This window comes from Caballeronia sp. J97 (assembly GCF_905220305.1).
In the GTDB taxonomy this organism is placed as follows: domain Bacteria; phylum Pseudomonadota; class Gammaproteobacteria; order Burkholderiales; family Burkholderiaceae; genus Caballeronia.
Window position 1 is genome coordinate 1 of record NZ_CAJMZL010000014.1, and the last position, 19,719, is coordinate 19,719.

The window sequence follows — 19,719 nt, forward strand, 5'->3', positions numbered from 1 at the left end:
ATTTTTTTGGCACGATGACATCGAATCCACCCGCCCGCCGGATCCGCGCCAATGCCGCCCCTTACGCCATCGCAACGACCGTCGATCCCGCGCACCGTCTGGGCGCTGGGCCTCGTCAGCCTCTTCATGGATCTGTCGTCGGAGCTCGTGCATGCGCTCTTGCCGGTCTACCTCGTCACGACGATGGGCATGAGCGTCGCCGCGCTCGGCATGCTGGAAGGGGCCGCCGAAGCGACCGCGATGATCGTGAAGGTGTTTTCCGGATCGCTGAGCGACTGGCTGGGGCGCCGCAAGGGCCTGCTGCTCTTCGGCTACGGTCTTGCCGCATTGACCAAGCCGCTTTTTCCGCTCGCCGAAACACCCGCGGTGGTCGTGACCGCGCGTCTCGTCGACCGCTTCGGCAAGGGCATTCGCGGCGCGCCGCGCGATGCGCTGGTCGCGGACGTCGCGCCGCCCGGGATCCGTGGCGCCTGCTTCGGCCTGCGTCAGTCGATGGACACGATAGGCGCGTTCGCCGGACCGATGCTCGCCATCGTGCTGATGCTCGCGTTCTCCGACGACATCCGCACGGTGCTCTGGTTCGCGACGGTGCCGGCATTCGTCGCCGTCGTCATCATTCTCTTCGGCGTGCGCGACGCGGAAGGTGCGCCCGCGCCACGCGCGACGTTCCGCTCGCCGCTTCACTGGCATTCGATGCGCGCATTCCCGGGACGCTACTGGTACGTCGTCGGAATCGGCGCGATCTTCACGCTCGCGCGCTTCAGCGAGGCGTTTCTCGTGCTGCGCGCGCGCCAGACCGGGCTCGATATCGCCTGGATTCCCGCCGTGATGGTCGTGATGAGCCTCACGTATTCGGCGAGCGCCTATCCGGTCGGCGTGCTGTCCGATCGATGGGGCCGGCGCGCACTGCTCGCGTGCGGCCTCGCGCTGCTGATCGCGGCCGATGTCCTGCTCGGCGCGGGATCGTCGATGCTCACGCTGTTCGCGGGCGTCGCCGTGTGGGGCCTGCACATGGGCTTCACGCAGGGCATTCTCGCGGCAATGGTCGCCGAATCGGCGCCGCCTTCGCTGCGCGGCACGGCATTCGGCGTGTTCAATCTCGCGAGCGGCGTCTGCATGGTGCTGTCCGGCGCGATCGCGGGCTGGATCTGGGATCGCCATGGCGCGCCGGCGACCTTCCTCACCGGCGCCGCGCTCGCGCTGGTGCCGCTGGTCATGTGCCTCGTGACGCCGCGCTCGCTCGCCGCGCTCAAGCCACCGGAATCGGATTCTCCGTCACGAACTGATTGAACTGCTCGACGAACGCGTGTTCGCCCGGTCCGGCGTTGTCGCGCATCGGCTTCGCGGCGTCGACCACGACTTCCGTCGTCGCTTCGGGCAGCTTCGTCATCACCTCGGCGATGAACGCATCGAGCGGCATCGCGCGCGGATCGCCGCTCTTGTGGATCAGGTCCGTATCGACCCACGGCGGCGCGATTTCGAGCACGCGCACGTTCGAGTCGCGCAGCACGAAGCGTTGCGACATCGAATACGAATGGATCGCCGCCTTGGTCGCCGAATACAGCGCGGTCGCGGCGAGCGGCACGAACGCGAGCACCGAGCTGTTGTTGACGATCCAGGCGCGCGGCTGCGTCTTCAGATGCTCGACGAAAGCAGCGCTCACGCGCACCGGGCCGAGCAGATTCGTTTCGACGAGACGCACGGCCCCCGCGTCGTCGAGCGGGCCGGCGGCATCGTCGAACGGCATGATGCCCGCGTTGTTGATGACGACGTTCAGCGCCGGATAGCGTGCGATCAACTGCTGCGCGACCGCGCGAATCTGCTGCGCATCGCCGATATCGAGCTCGATCGTGTCGATGCCCGGATTCGCGCTCGCCACTTCGTCGAGCAACGCACGGCGACGCCCCGCGACGATCACCTTGTTGCCGAGCCGATGAAACGCTTCGGCCAGCGCCCGCCCGATGCCCGACGTGCCGCCCGTGATGAAAATGGTGTTTCCCGTCATGTCCATGATGTCAGTCCTCGTGGCTCGCGGGATGATTCAGGCGGCGTAGCGCGCGGCTGGCGTGTCGGTCGACAGCTCGGGGGCCATCGCCTGCCGCGCCGCTTCGTAGACGTCCCATTTCGCGCCGTCGTGCAGCGAGGGAATCGTCACCAGTTCGCCGCGATCGAATCCGACGAGCGCCGCGTCGACCATGTCGCCTGCCGACATCACGATTGCCTTGTCGAGATTCTCGAGCGGCAGGCCGCCCGTTTCCCAGAAGTCGGTCGCCGTGGCGCCGGGCAGCACGGCCTGAATGCGCACGCCCTTGGCGGCCAGCTCGCGATGCAACGATTGACTGAACGCCAGCACGAACGCCTTGGTGTCGCCGTACACGCCGTTGAGAATCTCCGGCGCGATGCTGACGATCGACGCGATATTGATGACCGCGCCCTTGCCGCGCGCCACGAAGGCGGGCGCCGCCGCATACGTGAGTCGCGTGAGCGCGGTCACGTTCAGATCGATCATGCGCGTCATCGCGTCGACGTCGCTGTCGAGCAAAGGCGTATGCGTGCCGATGCCCGCGTTGTTCACGAGCAGCGTGATGCTCGCGTCCTGCTTCAGCTTCGCTTCGACGGCGGCGAGCGCGCGACGGTCGTTCAGATCGGCGTCGAGGATCTCCACGCTGCGGCGCGTCTCGTTGGTGATGCGCTCGGCGAGCGTCGCGAGACGATCGCGATTGCGCGCGACGAGAATCAGGTCGTAGCCGCGGCGCGCGAGGCGCTCCGCATAGACCGCGCCGATTCCGGAAGACGCGCCCGTGACGAGCGCCGTGCCGAGGTATGTCTGCGTCATGATTTCACTCCGTCTGGAAACAAAAGGTGTTTGCGTGAGTGAATTCTGGCCCGGATTGACGATGGCGCAAATGACGTATATGGTACGTTTTCAGGACATCAACGCGGACAAACGGACACGGACACGAACATGCATCGCGTCGGCTATTTGTTGAGCGAAGGCTTCCAGGTGATGGCGCTCGCATCGCAATCGGTGTTCGAGTACGCGAACCACACGGCGGGCGAAGCGTTCTACAGCATCGAAAATTATTCGACGGCGGGCGGAGAAGTGCGCTCGTCGCTCGGCATGAAAATCGACACGCGGCCGATCACTCCGCGCACCGCGATGAATACGTGGATCGCGGCGGGCGTCAACGATCCGCTCGCGTCGCCCGCGCCCGCCGGCGTGCTCGCGTTCCTGCGCCGCACGGCGAAGCGCGCGCGGCGCATCGCGGGCATCTGCACCGGCGGCTTCGTGCTGGCGGAAGCGGGCCTGCTCGCGAACCGGCGCGCGACCACGCACTGGGCCTACGCGCGCGACATGCAGCAGCGCTTCGCGGATGTGCGCGTGGAAGAAGACCGCATCTTCATCGTCGATGGCCCGATCTGGACCTCGGCGGGCATGACCGCGGGGCTCGATCTCGCGCTCGCGATGGTCGAGAAGGATCTCGGCGCGGAGATCGCGCGCTCGGTCGCGCACAAGCTCGTGATGCATCAGCGTCGCGCGGGCGGGCAATCGCAGCATTCGGAGATGCTCGATCTCGCGCCGAAATCGGATCGCATCCAGAACGCGCTGAACTATGCGCGCAAGCATCTGAGCCGGCCTTTGACGGTCGAGGAACTCGCGGGCGAGGCGCATCTGAGCCCGCGGCAGTTCAGCCGCGTGTTCACGCTGGAGACGGGGCAGTCGCCGGCGAAGGCCGTCGAAGGCTTGCGGCTGGAAGCGGCGCGTCTGATGATCGAGCAGAGCCGTCACTCGCTCGAAACGATCGCGCAGGAGACGGGCTTCCGGGACCGGCGGCATATGCGCGAGGCGTTCATGCGCGGCTTCGGCGTGCCGCCGCAGGAAGTGCGGCGCGAGGCGCGGGCGTCGGGCTGATACCCTGCTTTTTCGAGCACTACAACGTCGAGGACATGCCGTGTTGAAGATCGACCCTGCCCGCTTGCTGAAAGACCTTCGCCATCTGCGCGCGTTCGGCGCGAACGGCCCGGGCGTCGTGCGCCTGTCGCTGTCATCCGTCGATATGGATGCGCGCCGCTGGCTCGCCGGCCGCATGAACGAAGCGGGACTCACCGCGACGATCGACGGCGTCGGCACCGTGTTCGGCCGCTCGCGCAATGCGGGCCCCGCGCTCCTGATCGGCTCGCATACCGATACGCAGCCGACCGGCGGCTGGCTCGACGGCGCGCTCGGCGTCATCTACGGCCTGGAAATTGCGCGTGCGCTCGCCGAATGCGAAGAGACGCGGCATTTCGCGGTGGACGTCGCTTCGTGGATCGACGAGGAGGGCACGTTTTCAGGCTTTCTCGGCAGCCGCAGCTTCGTCGGCGAAAACGTCGATGGAATCGTGCGCGGCGCTCGCGACCGCGAAGGCATGCTGCTCGCCGATGCGCTGCAACGCGCCGGGCTCGCCGGCACGCCGCGCGTGCGCGTCGACGAGACGCGGCACAAGGCGTATCTGGAACCGCACATCGAGCAGGGCGGGCGGCTGGAGGCGCACGGCAAGTCGATCGGCGTGGTGACGACGATCGTCGGCATACGCGAAATGAAGCTGTGCTTCACGGGACAACGCAATCACGCGGGCACGACGCCGATGTCGATCCGGCGCGACGCGGGCGCGGCGCTGGTCTCGTTCATCGCGCGCATGGACGAGGCGTTCCGTGACATCGCCGACGCCGATACCGTGTGGACGGTCGGACGCATCGAGCTCGATCCCGGCTCGTTCAGCGTGGTGCCGGGCAAGGCGGACATGTACCTGCAATTCCGCGACGCCAGCGCCGCACGCCTGCACGCGATGGACGCCGCGCTCGCCGCGCTCATCCGCGACTTCAACGCCGAAGGCGGAGTCAGCGTCGCGATGACGGACAGCGAGCCGCCCGAAGCGCCCGTCGTGATGGACGCCGCATTGCAGGCGCATCTCGCGGACGCGGCCGAAGCGCTCGCGTCGGGGCAATGGGAACGCATGCCGAGCGGCGCGTCGCACGATGCGCAGGTCATCGCGCATCATGTGCCGGCGTGCATGCTGTTCGTGCCGAGCATCGGCGGAGTCAGCCACGACTTCATCGAGGATACGGCCGAGGCGCATATCGTCCTCGGCTGCGAAGTGGCGGCGAGGGCGGCGGCGACTATTCTCCGGAGCCTTCAGGCCTGACGCCGGCGCTCAGAAGGGCACGTCGCCGATGATCCCGGCGCGCTCCATCTTGCGATGACACGGTGGGTAGTCCATGACCGCGTAATGCTGCGTGCTGCGGTTGTCCCAGATGGCGATGCTGTTCTTCGCCCAGCGCCAGCGCACCTGATATTCGGGGATATACACCTGGCTCAGCAGATACGCGAGCAACTGCCCTGCGCCGGGATTCGCGTCCTGCCCGAAGCGCACGCGCTCGGGCGTGTGATAGTTGGTGAAGTGCGTCGTGAACGCGTTGACGAACAGCACCTTCTCGCCGGTTTCCGGATGCGTGCGCACGACCGGATGCTCGGCATCGGGAAATTGCGCCTTGAGCGCGAGACGCTTTTCGATCGGCATCGCCGCGCCGAAGCTCGCCTCGATGCTGTGGCGCGCACGCAAATCGGCGATCTGCTCCTTCACGTGCGCGGGCAGGTTCTCGTACGCGAGCACCATGTTCGCCCACATCGTGTCGCCGCCGACGGGCGGACATTCCACGCAGCGCAGCACGCAGCCGAAGGGCGGCGCGACGCGCCATGTCGCATCCGTGTGCCACGCGTTTTCGTAGCGGTCATTCGGCTGATCGGGCGACTTGTAGATGCGCACGAGCCCCGGATGCTCCGGATCGCTGCCCGCGACCGGGTGATCCTCCAGCTCGCCGAAGCGGCGCGCGAACGCGACATGCTCGGCGCGCGTGATCTCCTGATCGCGCAAGAAGAGCACGCGATGCGCGAGCAGCGCGGCGCGGATCTCGGCGAAAAGGCCGTCGTCGTGAATCGCATCGGCGAGATTCACGTTCGTGAGTTCGGCGCCGATCGCGCAGGTGAGTTGTTCAATACGCATGATGTTTCCTCAGACGACGAACACGGACGAACCCGTGGTCTTGCGCGTTTCGAGATCGCGGTGAGCCTGCTCGGCATCTCGCAATGCATAACGCTGATTGATTTCGATGCGGATGCGCCCGTTCGCGACGTGATCGAACAGTTCGGATGCGAGCGCGTTCTTCTCCTCCGGATCGGCGATGTAATCCGCGAGCGCGGGCCGCGTCAGATACAGCGAGCCCTTCATCGCGAGCAATTGCGGATCGAACGGCGGAATCGGCCCCGACGCCGTGCCGACGCAGACCATCAGCCCGCGCCGCGCGAGCGAATCGAGCGATGCATTGAAGGTCGTCTTGCCGACGCTGTCGAAGACCGCGTTCACGCCCTTGCCGTCGGTCAGCTCGCGCACGCGCGCGGCCACGTCTTCGCGGCTGTAGTCGATTACGTGCGTCGTGCCATGCTCGCGCGCCACGCGCGCCTTCTCTTCGCTCGACACCGTGCCGATCACCGTGACGCCGAGCAGCTTCGCCCATTGCGACACGATCAGGCCGACGCCGCCCGCCGCCGCGTGCAGCAGCAACGTGTCGCCGCGCTCGAAGCGGCGGATGCGCGTCATCAGATACGCGGCGGTCAGGCCGCGCATCGTCATCGCGGCGGCGCGCGTGCAGTCGATCGCATCGGGCAGCCTGATGAGCGGCGCGGCGGAAATGATGCGCTCCGTGCTGTACGCGCCGAGCGTGTTGATGAAACCAGTGTAGGTCACGCGATCGCCTTCCTTCAGATGCGTGACGTTCGCGCCGACCTTCTCGACGACGCCCGCCGCCTCGACGCCCATGCCCGAAGGCAGCGGCACCGGATAGAGGCCCGAGCGGAAATACGTGTCCGCGAAATTGAGTCCGACGGCCTCATGACGCAGACGGACCTCGGACGGCCCCGGCTCGCCCACGCCGATTTCTTCCCAGCGCAGCACTTCGGGGCCGCCGGTTTCGTGGAAGCGGATTGCATATGCCATTGTTTCGTCTCCTTCGTGTCGTTCGGTTGCGTTCAGCGCGCGCCTTCGGCGAGCGCGCTCCAGTCGGCGTCGCGCAGATAGCGGCGCGCGGCCGGCAGCACGACGCCTTCGATGCGTCCCATGCGTTCGCACGCGAAGCGCGCGCACGCAAGCAATGTGTCGTCGACGGGCTCGCCGTCCATGATCGATCTGGCGACGCGCGCGAGCAGCGCCGCTTCACGCTCGGCGAGGCGCGCGAGTTCGTCGAGTTCGGCATCGAGCGTGGAAGTGCGCTCGCGCAATGCCGTCGTCAGCGCGTTTTCTTCGCGATGTACTTCGCGAAGACGTTCGATCGTTCGCGCATCGGGTTGCGCCGTGCGCAGCGCGTCGTCGTAAGCGTCCGAGCGCATGCGATGCACGGCGAACAGCGCGCCGGCCGCTTTCGCGACCATCGGACGGGCGTCGCACGGGCACACGAGCACGGCGACGCCGGGCACGGGCGGCACCGCGCTGCCCTGCGCGATGCACACGAGATCGTAGTCGCGCGCGCCCTGCTGGCCGAGGTGGTCGAATGCTGCCGTGCCGTTCACCGCGAGCACCGACGCCGGCACGCCTTGCGCGTGCGCCGCCGCTTCGGCGCGCGCCAGCAGCGCCGCGGCGCGCCGATGCTGCGCCGCATCGTCGTTCGCGCTCACATGCAGGCAGGCGAACGTGATGCGCGCGCCGAGCGATCGCGCGAGCTCGGTCGCATGGCCAATCGCCTCGACGCAAGCGTCGCTGCGCTCGACGGGCACGAGCAGATGTCGGTACATGATGATCCTTCGGGTTGCGATTGCACGATTGAGTGAATCGTAGTGCGGGCATCGGCTCTGCGCCCCTCTCGCGGCGGGAGGGGCTTGACGCGTGCGCGTCTTACGACCCATCCTAGTCGGATCAGAAAAAAGCTCCCGATGCCCACCGACTCCCCATCCACCGAACTCGTATTGAAGACGATGGCGCCGCGCGCGCCCGCGGGCCTCGTCGCGCGCGCGCGCCTGAACGCCGAGACCGCCCGCAGTCAGACCGTGCTCGTGCAGGCGGGCGCGGGCTACGGCAAGACCTCGCTGCTCGCGCAATGGCGGCGCGAGTTTCTCGCGCGCGGCGCGGCCGTCGCGTGGCTGCTCGCCGACGACCGCGACGACGCCGAGCGCTTTCTGCGCGGGCTCGTCCACGCGATCCGCACAGGCTGCGCGCGCCCGTCGTTCGGGCGTTTCATCGCCGAGAGCCCGGGTGCGCCCGGCGGCGCAACCGATCTCGCCACCGCGTGGCTCGCCGAGCTCGCGCAGCTTTCGATGGACGTCGTGCTGATCGTCGATGAAGCCGACCGTCTGCCCGAAGCGGGCGCGCACATGCTCGACTACGTGATGCACAATGCGCCGCAGAATCTGCGCGTCGTGGCGGCGGGCCGGCAGGGGCTCGACAAGCCGGCGGCCGAGCTGCTCGCTTACGGGCAGGCGGAACTCGTCGGGCCGGACGCGCTGCGCTTTCGCGTCGATGAAACCATCGCGCTCGTCACGCAGCGCTTCGGCGTGCGCGTGGACGCCGATGCCAGCGCGCGCCTCTTCGAAATCACCGATGGCTGGCCGCTCGGCCTGCAACTCGCGCTCACCGCGATGGCGCGCGCGCAGGATCCGCGCGCGGCGCTGGACAATCTCGCGGCGGGTCCGCGCGGCCTGCGCGAGCCGCTCGTCGCGGCGCTGTTGAGCGAGCTTTCATCCGACGATGAGCGCTTTCTCGTCGCCATCAGCGTGGTCGACGTGCTGCATCCGGAGCTGTGCGCCGACCTGACCGGCGACGCCGATGCGCCGCAGCGGCTCGCGCGTCTCACCCGCGATACGCCCGTCTTCGTCACGGCGGAGGAAAGCGACTGGTGCCGTCTGCATCCGCTCGTGCGCGACGTGCTGCAGACGCGCTTCAGCGCGCTCGCCGACGATGAACGCGCGCAACTGCATCGGCGCGCGGCGCGCTGGCTCGGCGCGCGCGGCATGCTCGAACAGGCGGCGCGCCATGCGCATGCGGCGGGCGAGCGCGAACATGCGTACGAACTCGCGGAGCAATCGCTGCACGACGCCGTGAAGCAGGGCCAGCTCGGCACCGTGCTGGACTGGCTGGAGCGTCTGCCGGAGGCCGAGCTCGAAAAACGCCCGCGCCTGTGCCTCGCCGTCGCGTGGGCGCTCGCGCTCGGCGAGCGTCATCCCGAGGCGCAGCGACAGGTCGAGCGCGTGCTCGCATCGCCCGGCGCCGACGATGCCTTGCGCTACGAATGCGCGTTGATCCTGAGCGCGGCCGCGTGGTACGCCGACGATCCCGACCGTTTTCTCGCGCTCTTCGAGCCTTGGGCGCAGACGCCGCCGCCCAGGGATTCGTGGCTCGCGCAAGCGCACGCGAACCGCCTCGCCGCCCGCGCGATGCTGCTCGGCGAGCCGGCGCAGGCGCGGCGTCTGCAACAGGCGGTGACGCGCGCGCAGATCGGCAAGGGACTCGGTTACGTGGTGCGCTGGGGCGATCACATGGTCGGCCTCACATGGCTGCGCGAAGGGCAGGTGAAGCTCGCCGAAAGCGTGCTGTTTCCCGCGCTCGCGAGCGCCGAGGAGGATCTCGGCCGGCGTCATCCGCTCACGTGCATGTTTGCGGCGACCTGCGCGTCGATCGCCTATGAAAGCGATCGCATCGACGAGGCCGGCGCGCTGCTCGCCAATCGTCTCGACGTGCTCGAGCGCGCGGCGCTGCCGGAGACCGTCGTGCTCGCGTATCGCACGGCGGCGCGCATCGCGGCCTTGCGCGGCGACGAGCATCGCTCGCTCGATCTGCTCGAAATGCTGTACGCAATGGGCGTTGCGCGCGATCTGCCGCGTCTTTGCCTGACGAGCCTCGCGGACCAGGTGAGCGCGCACGCGGGGCGCTATCGCGCGCAAACCTGCGACGCGCTGGTCGAGCGCATCGATGCGATCGTCGCTGAACATATCGCCGGGCGCGGGCCGATCTGGAACCGGTCGGTGCAGATGCTCCAGTCGATGGCGCACGGCAGCGCGGCGCTCGCGCGGCAGGACTGGGCGGCCGCGATCGCACCGCTCGCGCACGCGGAACAGATCGCCGCGACGATGAAGTTCGGCCGCCAGAGCATCGAACTGATGGCCTTGCGCGCGCTGGCGCAGGAACGCGCGACGGGCGAAGGGCGTGCGCCGTTTCTCGAAGCGCTGAACCTCGCGCGCACCTATCGGCTCGGACGCGTGGTGATCGACGCGCATCCCGAGCTTGCCGATTGGGCGCGGCGCGTGAGCGAAACGGGTGACGCGACGCCCGGCGAACGTCCGGTCGTGCCGCCGCATGTGGTGCGCGTGCCGCCGCGTTCCGGCGAGGGCGGCCCGCGCGCGTTGCCGAGCGTGATCCTCACGCCGAAGGAGCGCGAGATTCTCGAACTGCTCGCGCGCAATCTGAGCAACAAGGAAATCGCGCTGGCGGCGGCGGTCGGCGAGGGCACCGTCAAGTGGCATCTGAAGAATCTCTTCGGCAAGCTCGACGCCAGCTCGCGCAAGCACGCGGTGCGCCGCGCCATCGCGCTCGGCCTGCTCGAAGGCGTGCAGTAGCGTTCGCGGCGCGTTTCGGCGCATGCGTCGTCAATGTTCACGCGGCGGGCGTCCGGCCGTCGAGGTAGGCATCGACGGCGCTGCCGATGGTCGGATGAAACATCGCGTCGGGAAAGATCGACGTCAGTTCGAAGCGCCTGAGCTTGTCGCGCACCGGGTCTTTCATCTCCGCGAAATGCAGCGCGACGCCGCGCTCCTGCAACACGCGATGCAGTTCGCGCAGCATGTCGGCGGACGTGACATCGACGCTCGTGACCGGCTCGGCCGTCACGACGACGCGCGCGACCGGCGTCGGCGCCTGCATCGCCGCTTCGGTCACGCGCTGCTGAAAAAGCTCCGCGTTGGCGAAGAAGAGCGGCGCGTCCCAGCGGAACAGCAGAAGGCCCGGGATCTGTTCGGCGTCCGGGTAGCGCTTCATGTCGTGATATCCGCGCAAGCCTTCCACGCGCCCGAGCACGGCGTAGTGCGGCCGCCATCCGTCCCACAGAAATTCGATGACCGCGATCACCACGGCGATGCAGATGCCGGGAATCGCGCCGAATACCGCCACGCCGACGAAGCAGCCGATCGACAGCCAGAACTCCCATTGCTGGATGCGATAGATGCGTTTCAGATCCCTGAACTCGAAGAGGCCGATGGCCGCCGCGATGACGACGGCCGCGAGCGCGCTGCTCGGCAGATGCCGCAGCAGATTCGGGCCCGCGAGCAGCACGGCCGCCACCGCCAGCGCGCCGACGAGGCCCGTCACCTGCGTTCGCGCGCCCGCCGCTTCGGCCACGGGCGTGCGCGACGCGCTGCTGCTGATCGGAAAGCCCTGAAAGAGCCCGGCCGCGAGATTGGCCACGCCGAGCCCGATCATTTCCTGGTTCGGATCGACGCGCACGTTCGCGCGCGCCGCGAAGGTGCGCGACAGCACGCTCGTGTCGGCGAAGGAAATGAGCGCGACCGCGCAGCCGCCCAGCACGATGCGGATGAAGTCGGCATCGCTCAGCCACGGCAGCGAAAGCGCGGGCAATCCTTGCGGAATCGCGCCGAGCACTTTCACGCCCAGCCGGTCGAACTGAAACACCTTCACGCACAGCGTCGCGAGCACGACGGCGATGAGAATGCCCGGCACCTTGTCGAAGCGCCTGAGCAGCAGAATGAGCGCGAGACTCGCTGCGCCGACGGCGAAGCTGTACCAGTTGGATCGGCCCTCGGCGATGCCTTTGGCGAGACTCGCGAAATCGCGCAGCGGCCCGCGATCGTCGATCGATATCGCAAAGAGCTTCGGCAACTGACTGATCAGCACCGTCAGCGCGATGCCGTTCATGTAACCGTATCGAATCGGCTTGGACAGCAGTTCCGTGACGAAGCCGAGCTTCAGCCATCCGAAGACGATGCACACGCATCCGGAAACGATCGCCATCATGCCGGCGACGGCGATCGCGCGCGCCGGATCGCCCGTCGCATTCAGCGCGACGACCGCGAGCACGGGCGCCGCGAGCGCCGAATCGGGGCCGAGCACGAGAATGCGGCTCGGGCCGAAGATCGCGTAGGCGATGAGCGGAACGATCGTCGCGTACAGGCCGCATACGCCGGGCACGCCGGACGCTTGCGCATACGCGACGCCGACCGGCACGAGCATCGTCGTCAGCACGAGGCCCGCTACGATGTCGTTCCTCAGCCAGCCCGCGCGATAGTCCCTGAGCATCGCGATGCCCGGCACATGGCGCGACCAGCCTCGCACGATGCCGCCGGCGCGCTCGCGTGGATCAGGTGGTCGATCGGATGGCACGGAGCGACGCTCAACGCAGGAAGTGGCCGAGAACGATCACGTAGGCGGCCGTGACGGCGAGCTGGCCTACCGTGATCGGCAGGCCGTAGCGCAGGAAGCGGCCGAAACTGACCGGCGTGCCTTCCTGCGAGCAGATTCCGGCGGCGACGATATTGGCCGCCGAGCCGACGAGCGTCGCGTTGCCGCCGAGCGTCGCGCCGTACATCATGCCGACGAAGACCGGAATGACCGTGACCGGCCATTGCGTGAACTGGTCGGAGAGGGCCGCTTCCGGAACGAGTTCGGCCGTGACGAGATACCCCTTGACCATCACGATGGACGCGGCCGCGACGGGCACGTTGGCGAGCACGGACGACAGCAGGCCGATGCCCGCGATCATCGCCAGGGCGACGAGCGTGAGGCGCGTGCCGAACACGTCGTACAGCTTCAGCGACATCACCTGCAGCAGCCCCGTCTTGGCCATGCCCTGCACGAGACAGAAGATGGAGAGCAGGAACAGCAGCGTTTTCCAGTCGACATCGCGCAGCACGCGATCGGTCGGTTCGATCCTGAACGCATAGGCGACGAGCAGCGCGAGCGCGCTGGCGATCACCGCGACCACGGGCGGGACGATGCGCGTGGGCAACTCCTCGCCGAGCACGAACAGCACCATCATCAGCGCGAGCACGCCGAGCGCCAGCGCGGCATAGACCGGCCTCTTCAGTTTCACCGGCGCGCCGCGCGGCGGCAGAGGCCGGGCGCTGCGCCAGATGTCGCGCATCATGACGGGGAGCAGCGGGATCACCACGGCGATGGCGAGCACGCCGCCGAGGCTCGCGCGACGCAGATATTCCCCGAAGCTCATGCCGACCGAGCTGCCGACGAGGAACGTCGCCGGATCGCCGACCAGCGTCAGAAGCCCGGCCGCGTTGCTCAGGATCGCGGTGAGGATCATCGGCGGCACGATGTCGAAGTCGAGCGCGCGCGCGACGCGAATGATGATCGGCGCGAGCAGGATCACCGTCGTCGCGTTGGGCAGGAGCGCGCACAGCGGCGCGACGATCACGATCAGCAGAAGCAGGAAGCGCTTGCCGCTGCCTGCCGTCGCGCGGAGATAGTATTCGCCGACGAGATCGAACAGGCCCGTGGTCGCGAGGATCCGCGCGACGACCATGCCGCCGAACAGCAGGCTGATCGGTCCCGCCGCGGTTTTCGCCGTGGCGATCAGGTCTTGCTCGTCGATGATGCGAAGCGCGATCAGCACGCTCGCGCCGACCAGCGCGGCAACGGCCATGTCGATCAGATCGAAGGCGATCACGAAGATCACCGCCGCGAACACGCCGACCACGAGATAGATTTGCCAGTCGCTCATGATGACCCGGCCCGCGCGCTATTGCATCGGCGGCGCATACATCAGGCCGCCGTGCGTGTACAGGTTGTTGAGGCCGCGCTCGATCTGCAGCGGGCTTTTTGTGCCGAAGTTGCGCTCGAACATTTCGCCGTAATTCCCGGCGCTCGCGAGCGCGCGCGCCGTCCAGCCGGGCTCGATGCCGAGCGTCGCAGTGACGCTCGCGTCGGGAATCAGCGCGCGGGCGACCAGCGGATCGCGCAGGCGCTCGGTCGCATTCTGACCGGTCACGCCGAGTTCCTCCGCGGCGATCAGCGTGAACAGCACCCAGCGCACGATGACGAGCCAGGCGTCATCGTCGCCGCGCACGGCCGGCGCGTGCGGCTGCTTCGAGATGTGTTCCGGCAGGATCGTCATGGCGGCCGCGCCGTCCGCCGCGCGGCTGCGCAGCGCGGCGAGCAGGGACGCGTCGGCCGTCAGCGCGGGGCATCGGCCGGACAGGAACGCCTGCTCCAGTTCCGCGACCGTCCCGACGACGAGCGGTTTCAGGTCGAGCGCGTTCGCGTTCGAGTAGCCGGCGAGATTGAGCTCGCTGGACGTCTCGCGCTGCACGCAGACGGTCGCGCCCTTGAGCGACGCGAGCGCGCGCACGCCGCTCTTCGTCCATACCATGAAGGACTGGGTGTCGTAAAAGAGGACGCCGGCGAACTGAACGCGGAGGGTGCCTTCGCGCAGCAGCGTCCAGGTGGTGTTGCGTGCGAGCAGGTCGATCCGGCCGGTTCTGAGCGCCGGAAAGCGCGCGGACGCCTTGAGCGGGACGAACTCGACCTTTTCCGGATTGCCGAGCGCGGCGGCGGCCACCGCGCGGCAGAAATCCGCGTCGATGCCCGACCAGCGTCCCGTTGCGTCCTTCAGGGAAAAGCCGGCGATGCCGTCGCTGACGCCGCATCGCAGAACGCCTCGCGCCTTGACATGCGCGAGCGTCGTCGAATCGGCGGCGGCGACGCTCGTCGACATGATCTGCAACATCAGCATCGCGGCGCAGACGAGCGCGACGCAGCTTCGTGTTGGCCTCTTCATTTTTTTCTGCCCGACGATTTGGTTTCGCCGCATCCCGTTATGTGGCGTGCTGCGCATGATGTCAGGACCCTCTCGTGCAAATAAGTTGTAGATGAAACTGGGTCCAGTTCAAGGAGGGCTTTGCTGGATGCGCCGCACGCGCGGGAGCGCTGTCCAGGACAAAAAAATGCCGATGCCGCAGGCTTGTAATCGCCGCCGCCTAACATATCCTTGCTCAGTGTGACGAACCGAAGCGGGGGACGACCATGAGCGATGTTCCTGCAATCGATGCCCTCGCGAACGCGAAGGCCGCCGCGAGCGACGTAGCCGGTTATGCGTTTCAGCATGACGTCGTGAGAAATCTCATCTGCCGGCAGGCGCGCTATCCCGACATCGCCACCGCACACGACTGGTACATGGCGCTCGCCTTCAGCGTGCGGGATCGCATGCTCGCGCGCTGGGCGGCATCGATGAAAGCGTACGCGGCGAAGGACGTGAAGGTCGCCTGCTATCTTTCGGCGGAGTTCCTGATCGGCCCGCAACTCGGCAATAACCTGCTCAATCTCGACATGCAAGCCGAAGCGCGCGAAGCGCTGCACGCGCTCGGCCAGAACCTCGACGACCTGCTTGCGATCGAGGAAGAACCGGGCCTCGGCAACGGCGGCCTCGGGCGTCTTGCCGCGTGCTATCTGGATTCGCTCGCGACGCTGGAAATCCCCGCCATCGGCTACGGCATCCGCTACGAGTTCGGCATCTTCGATCAGGAGATCCGCGACGGCTGGCAGGCCGAAATCACGGACAAGTGGCTCCAGAAGGGCAATCCCTGGGAAATCGTGCGCCCGGATGTCAGTCACTACGTGTCGTTCGGCGGACATACGCAGAGCGAAACGGATGGCGAAGGCCGCTTGCGCGTGCACTGGATTCCGGCGCGGCAAGTGAAGGGCGTGGCATGCGACATGCCGGTGCAGGGCTATCGCGTCGATACCTGCAACATCCTGCGCCTGTGGAAGAGCGAAGCGGTCGAGTCCTTCGACTTTCAGGACTTCAACGCGGGCGAATACTACGAGGCGGTCGAGGAAAAGGTCGTGTCGGAAACGCTGTCGAAAGTGCTCTATCCGAACGACGAACCCGAAGCGGGCAAGCGCCTGCGGCTCGCACAGCAGTACTTCTTCGTCTCGTGCTCGCTGCAGGACATGCTGCGCCTGATGGACGCGAAGGGCACGCCGATCGAACATTTCGCGGACCTGTTCGCCGCGCAGCTCAACGACACGCATCCGTCGGTCGCGGTGGCGGAACTGATGCGCCTCCTGGTCGACGAGCGTCTGCTGTCGTGGGACGCGGCGTGGGACATCACGCAGCGTACGCTCGCCTATACGAATCACACGCTGTTGCCCGAGGCGCTCGAAACCTGGGGCTTGCCGCTCTTTCAAAGCCTGTTGCCGCGTCCGCTCGAAATCATTTACGAAATCAACCGCCGTTTTGTCGATGACATTCGCCGCCGATATCCGGGCGACGAAGCGCGCGTCAGACGCATGTCGCTCATCGACGAAACGGGCGACAGGAAAGTGCGCATGGCGCATCTCGCGACGCTCGGCACGCATGCGGTCAACGGCGTGGCCGCGCTGCATTCGGACCTGCTCAGGCAGACCGTGCTGAACGACTTCGCCGGGATGTTTCCGGAGCGTTTCCTTAACGTGACGAACGGCGTCACGCCGCGCCGCTTTCTGATGCTGAGCAATCCGGGACTCGCGCGTCTTCTGGATCAGACGATCGGCGATGGCTGGCGCAGCGATCTCTCGCGGCTCGACGCTCTCGCCGCGCACGCCGACGATGCCGCGTTGCACGACGCATGGCGCGCGATACGGCGCGACAACAAGACTGCGCTCGCCGCCCGCATCCGGAGCGCGACCGGCATCGACGTCGATCCGGGCGCGCTCTTCGACATTCAGGTGAAGCGCATTCACGAGTACAAGCGCCAGCATCTGAATGCGCTCTACATCATCAGTCAATACCGCCGGCTGTGCCGCAATCCCGATCTCGATACGGCGTCGCGCTGCTTCATCTTCGGCGGAAAGGCCGCGCCCGGTTACGCGATGGCGAAGCTCATCATCCGCCTGATCAACGGCATTGCGGAAGTCGTGAACAACGACGCGGGCATCAAAGGCCGGATGAAAATCGTCTTCTATCCTGACTTCAACGTGAAGAACGGGCACTGGATCTATCCCGCTGCCGATCTCTCCGAGCAGATCTCGACGGCGGGCAAGGAAGCCTCCGGGACCGGCAACATGAAGTTCATGATCAACGGCGCGCTGACCATCGGCACGCTGGACGGCGCGAACGTGGAGATTCGCGAAGAGGCGGGCGCGGAGAACTTCTTTCTCTTCGGCCTGACCGCGCAGCAAGTCGATGAACGCAAGCGCGCGGGCTATCGTCCTTCGGACTACGCGCAAGGCAACGACGATCTGCGCGATGCGCTCGATCAGATCGCGCAAGGCCGCTTCTCGCGCGGCGACAAGGACATGTTCCGGCCGCTGCTCGATAACCTGCTGAATCACGATCCTTTCCTCGTGCTCGCCGATTTCGCCGAATACGTCGCTTGTCAGGATCGCGTGAGCGAAGCCTGGCGCGATGCGCGCCAATGGACGCGCATGTCGGTCATGAACACGGCGCGCTCGGGCAAGTTCTCGTCGGACCGTTCGATCGGCGAGTACTGCGAACGCATCTGGAAGACGCGTCCCGTGAGGATCGATCTTGCCCAATCCTGACGCGCACGGTCGCGAAGGCTATCGCACGCGGCCCGGCTCGCGTTTTCCGCTCGGCGCGGCCGTCGTGCCGGGCGGCGTCAACTTCTGCATGTTCTGCCGGCGCGCGACGCGCGTCGAGTTGCTGCTGTATGCATCGGAAGACAGCGTCGAGCCGTTTCAGATCATCGCGCTGACGAGCGAGGCGAACCGCACGTATCGCTTCTGGCATGTGTTCGTCGAGGAACTCGAGCCGCGCTGCTGCTATACCTGGCGCGCATATGGCCCGCTCGGCGTGCCGCAGATGAGCGACGAAGCCGCGAGCCGCAAGGAATTGCTCGATCCGCACGCGCGTGCCGTGAGCGACCGCTTCCATGATCGCGGGCGCGCCGCCGGCGAAGATGCCGCACGACATGCGTCGCTCAGGGGCATCGTGACGGAGCCGCTCGACCGGCCGGCCGAGGATATAGCCATCCGCACGCTCGACGACGCGATCATCTACGAACTGCATGTCGGCGGCTTCACGCGGCATCCGTCGAGCGGCGTGCGTCATCCCGGCACGTTCGCCGGTCTCATCGAGAAAATCCCTTATCTGAAGGCGCTCGGCATCACGCATGTCGAACTGCTGCCGGTGATGGCCTTCGACGAACAGGACGTGCCCGCCTCTGCCGCCGAACGCGGACTGCGCAACTACTGGGGCTACAGCACGCACAGCTTTCATAGCCCGCATCCGCGCTACTGCGTGGAGCCGGCGTGCGCGCCGCGCGAATTCCGCGAGTGCGTCGATGCCTTCCATGCTGCGGGCATTCGCGTGCTGCTCGATGTCGTGTTCAATCACACGTCGGAGGCGGGCAAGAACGGGCCGGTGATCCACTTCAAGGTATTCGCCAACGACGCCTTCTATCAGGTCGATCCCGAGGATGCGCGGCACTATCGTGACTACACGGGTTGCGGCAACACGGTCAATTGCAATCATCCGCTGGTGTCGGCGTTCATCATGCGTTGCCTCGAATACTGGGTGCGCGAACTCGGCGTCGACGGCTTTCGCTTCGATCTCGCGAGCGTGTTCGCGCGCGGCGAGCACGGCGAATTGCTGCGCACGCCGCCGTTGCCGTGGGCGATGGAGGCATCGCCGGTGCTCGCGCGCGTGCCGTTGATCGCCGAGGCGTGGGACGCGGGCGGGCTCTATCACGTCGGCGCGTTTCCGGGCATGGCGTGGGCCGAGTGGAACGGGCGCTATCGCGACGTGATCCGGCGCTTCGTGCGCGGCGATCCGGGCATCGTCGGCGAGGTGTGCACGTGCATCGCGGGCAGCGCCGATCTCTATCAGGACGATGGCCGCCTGCCCGCGAACAGCATCAACTTCGTGACGTGTCACGACGGCTTCACACTGAGCGATCTCGTCAGCCATAACGCGAAGCACAACGAGGCGAACGGCGAGGACAACCGCGACGGCAGCAACGACAACTTCTCCTGGAATTGCGGCGCGGAAGGCGAGACGGACGATCCCGCGATCATCGGCTTGCGTCTGCGGCAGGCGCGCAACTTCATCGCGATCCTGCTGCTGAGCCAGGGCGTGCCGATGCTGCTCGCGGGCGACGAAATCCTGCGCAGCCAGCGCGGCAACAACAACGCGTTCTGTCAGGACAACCCGCTCTCGTGGATGGACTGGCATCCGGGCGACGACGCGCTCGACATGCTGCGCTTCGTGCGCGAGATGATCGCGCTGAGAAAGCGCCACGCGAGCCTGCGCCGCCGGCGCTTCCTGACCGGTCAGCCGGCACACGGGCAGACGCGTCCCGATGTGGCATGGCACGGCGAACGGCTCGACGCACCCGCGTGGCACGACCCCGGCGCGCGCCTCGTCGCGTTCACGCTCGCGGGGCACGCGCCGGGCGAGGCGATGCTGCACATCGTCCTCAACATGAACGACGACGCGCGCGATGTCGCGCTTCCCGTCCTCGACAACGAAAGCTGGCGGCGCATCGTGGATACCGCCGCCGAATCGCCGCAGGACATTGTTCCCGATGGCGAAATGGCGGGGACCGAGCGCGGCGCGTGCCGCGTCGGGGCGCGCAGCGTCGTCGTGCTCGAATCGCATTGAAAGCGCACGACGATGCTGGACTGTAAGACGCAAAGCGCCTTTAATGTTCGTGTACTGCGGCGTTGCTTTGTC

General features: G+C 67.0%; 14 protein-coding genes. 6 read left to right on the forward strand and 8 right to left on the reverse strand.

The genetic code is table 11. The annotated features are described in order from the left end of the window. Nucleotides 1-51 precede the first annotated feature (51 nt). The gene (locus U4Y90_RS18750; RefSeq protein WP_321796715.1) at nucleotides 52-1,290 is read left to right on the forward strand and encodes an MFS transporter; all 1,239 of its coding nucleotides are present in this window, start codon (nucleotides 52-54) and stop codon (nucleotides 1,288-1,290) included. Here U4Y90_RS18750 and U4Y90_RS18755 read toward each other — a convergent pair. Next, entirely contained in the window at nucleotides 1,250-2,011 is a 762-nt protein-coding gene (locus U4Y90_RS18755; protein WP_321796716.1) for an SDR family oxidoreductase, read from the reverse strand. The two genes, U4Y90_RS18750 and U4Y90_RS18755, sit on opposite strands and share 41 nt — an antisense overlap. A 30-nt stretch (nucleotides 2,012-2,041) precedes the next feature. Next, nucleotides 2,042-2,836 (reverse strand): SDR family oxidoreductase, encoded by a 795-nt coding sequence (locus U4Y90_RS18760; RefSeq protein ID WP_321796717.1) that lies wholly within the window; start codon nucleotides 2,834-2,836, stop codon nucleotides 2,042-2,044. A gap of 129 nt (nucleotides 2,837-2,965) precedes the next feature. Between U4Y90_RS18760 and U4Y90_RS18765 the strand changes: the two genes are divergently transcribed. Next, nucleotides 2,966-3,913 carry a GlxA family transcriptional regulator gene (locus U4Y90_RS18765; protein WP_321796718.1) on the forward strand — a complete coding sequence of 316 codons (948 nt, stop codon included), beginning with the start codon at nucleotides 2,966-2,968 and terminating at the stop codon, nucleotides 3,911-3,913. Nucleotides 3,914-3,953: 40 nt separating this feature from the next. Next, nucleotides 3,954-5,186, forward strand: a complete 1,233-nt coding sequence (locus U4Y90_RS18770; RefSeq protein ID WP_321796719.1) for a Zn-dependent hydrolase — start codon at nucleotides 3,954-3,956, stop codon at nucleotides 5,184-5,186. A 9-nt stretch (nucleotides 5,187-5,195) separates the two neighbouring features. Here U4Y90_RS18770 and U4Y90_RS18775 read toward each other — a convergent pair whose 3' ends face one another. From U4Y90_RS18775 to U4Y90_RS18785, 3 genes are read right to left on the reverse strand one after another with little or no spacing between them, the layout of a single operon-like run. Beyond that, complete coding sequence (locus U4Y90_RS18775; protein ID WP_321796720.1) at nucleotides 5,196-6,044, reverse strand: TauD/TfdA dioxygenase family protein; 849 nt, start codon at nucleotides 6,042-6,044, stop codon at nucleotides 5,196-5,198. 9 nt (nucleotides 6,045-6,053) lie between these two features. Further along, nucleotides 6,054-7,034, reverse strand: a complete 981-nt coding sequence (locus U4Y90_RS18780; protein WP_321796721.1) for a quinone oxidoreductase — start codon at nucleotides 7,032-7,034, stop codon at nucleotides 6,054-6,056. A 32-nt stretch (nucleotides 7,035-7,066) separates the two neighbouring features. Next, nucleotides 7,067-7,825, reverse strand: a complete 759-nt coding sequence (locus tag U4Y90_RS18785; RefSeq protein WP_321796722.1) for a universal stress protein — start codon at nucleotides 7,823-7,825, stop codon at nucleotides 7,067-7,069. A 138-nt stretch (nucleotides 7,826-7,963) separates the two neighbouring features. On the opposite strand from U4Y90_RS18785, the gene U4Y90_RS18790 reads away from it, so the two are divergent. Further along, a complete protein-coding gene (locus tag U4Y90_RS18790) occupies nucleotides 7,964-10,639 on the forward strand; it encodes a LuxR C-terminal-related transcriptional regulator (protein WP_321796723.1) in 2,676 nt (891 codons plus the stop codon). A gap of 37 nt (nucleotides 10,640-10,676) precedes the next feature. Here U4Y90_RS18790 and U4Y90_RS18795 read toward each other — a convergent pair whose 3' ends face one another. The 3 genes from U4Y90_RS18795 to U4Y90_RS18805 all read right to left on the reverse strand — a co-directional run bounded on the left by U4Y90_RS18795 (nucleotide 10,677) and on the right by U4Y90_RS18805 (nucleotide 14,823). Beyond that, nucleotides 10,677-12,332, reverse strand: coding sequence for a SulP family inorganic anion transporter (locus tag U4Y90_RS18795; RefSeq protein ID WP_321796927.1), 1,656 nt, complete (start codon nucleotides 12,330-12,332; stop codon nucleotides 10,677-10,679). 94 nt (nucleotides 12,333-12,426) lie between these two features. Next, entirely contained in the window at nucleotides 12,427-13,767 is a 1,341-nt protein-coding gene (locus U4Y90_RS18800; RefSeq protein ID WP_321796724.1) for an SLC13 family permease, read from the reverse strand. Between the two features lie 18 nt (nucleotides 13,768-13,785). Beyond that, nucleotides 13,786-14,823, reverse strand: a complete 1,038-nt coding sequence (locus U4Y90_RS18805) for an amino acid ABC transporter substrate-binding protein (protein WP_321796725.1) — start codon at nucleotides 14,821-14,823, stop codon at nucleotides 13,786-13,788. Nucleotides 14,824-15,068: 245 nt separating this feature from the next. Between U4Y90_RS18805 and U4Y90_RS18810 the strand changes: the two genes are divergently transcribed. Continuing rightward, on the forward strand, nucleotides 15,069-17,567 hold the full coding sequence (locus tag U4Y90_RS18810; protein ID WP_321796726.1) for a glycogen/starch/alpha-glucan phosphorylase: 2,499 nt from the start codon (nucleotides 15,069-15,071) through the stop codon (nucleotides 17,565-17,567). Continuing rightward, entirely contained in the window at nucleotides 17,554-19,647 is a 2,094-nt protein-coding gene (glgX, locus tag U4Y90_RS18815; protein ID WP_321796727.1) for a glycogen debranching protein GlgX, read from the forward strand. The genes U4Y90_RS18810 and glgX overlap by 14 nt, the downstream gene beginning before the upstream one ends. The last annotated feature ends 72 nt before the right edge of the window (nucleotides 19,648-19,719 follow it).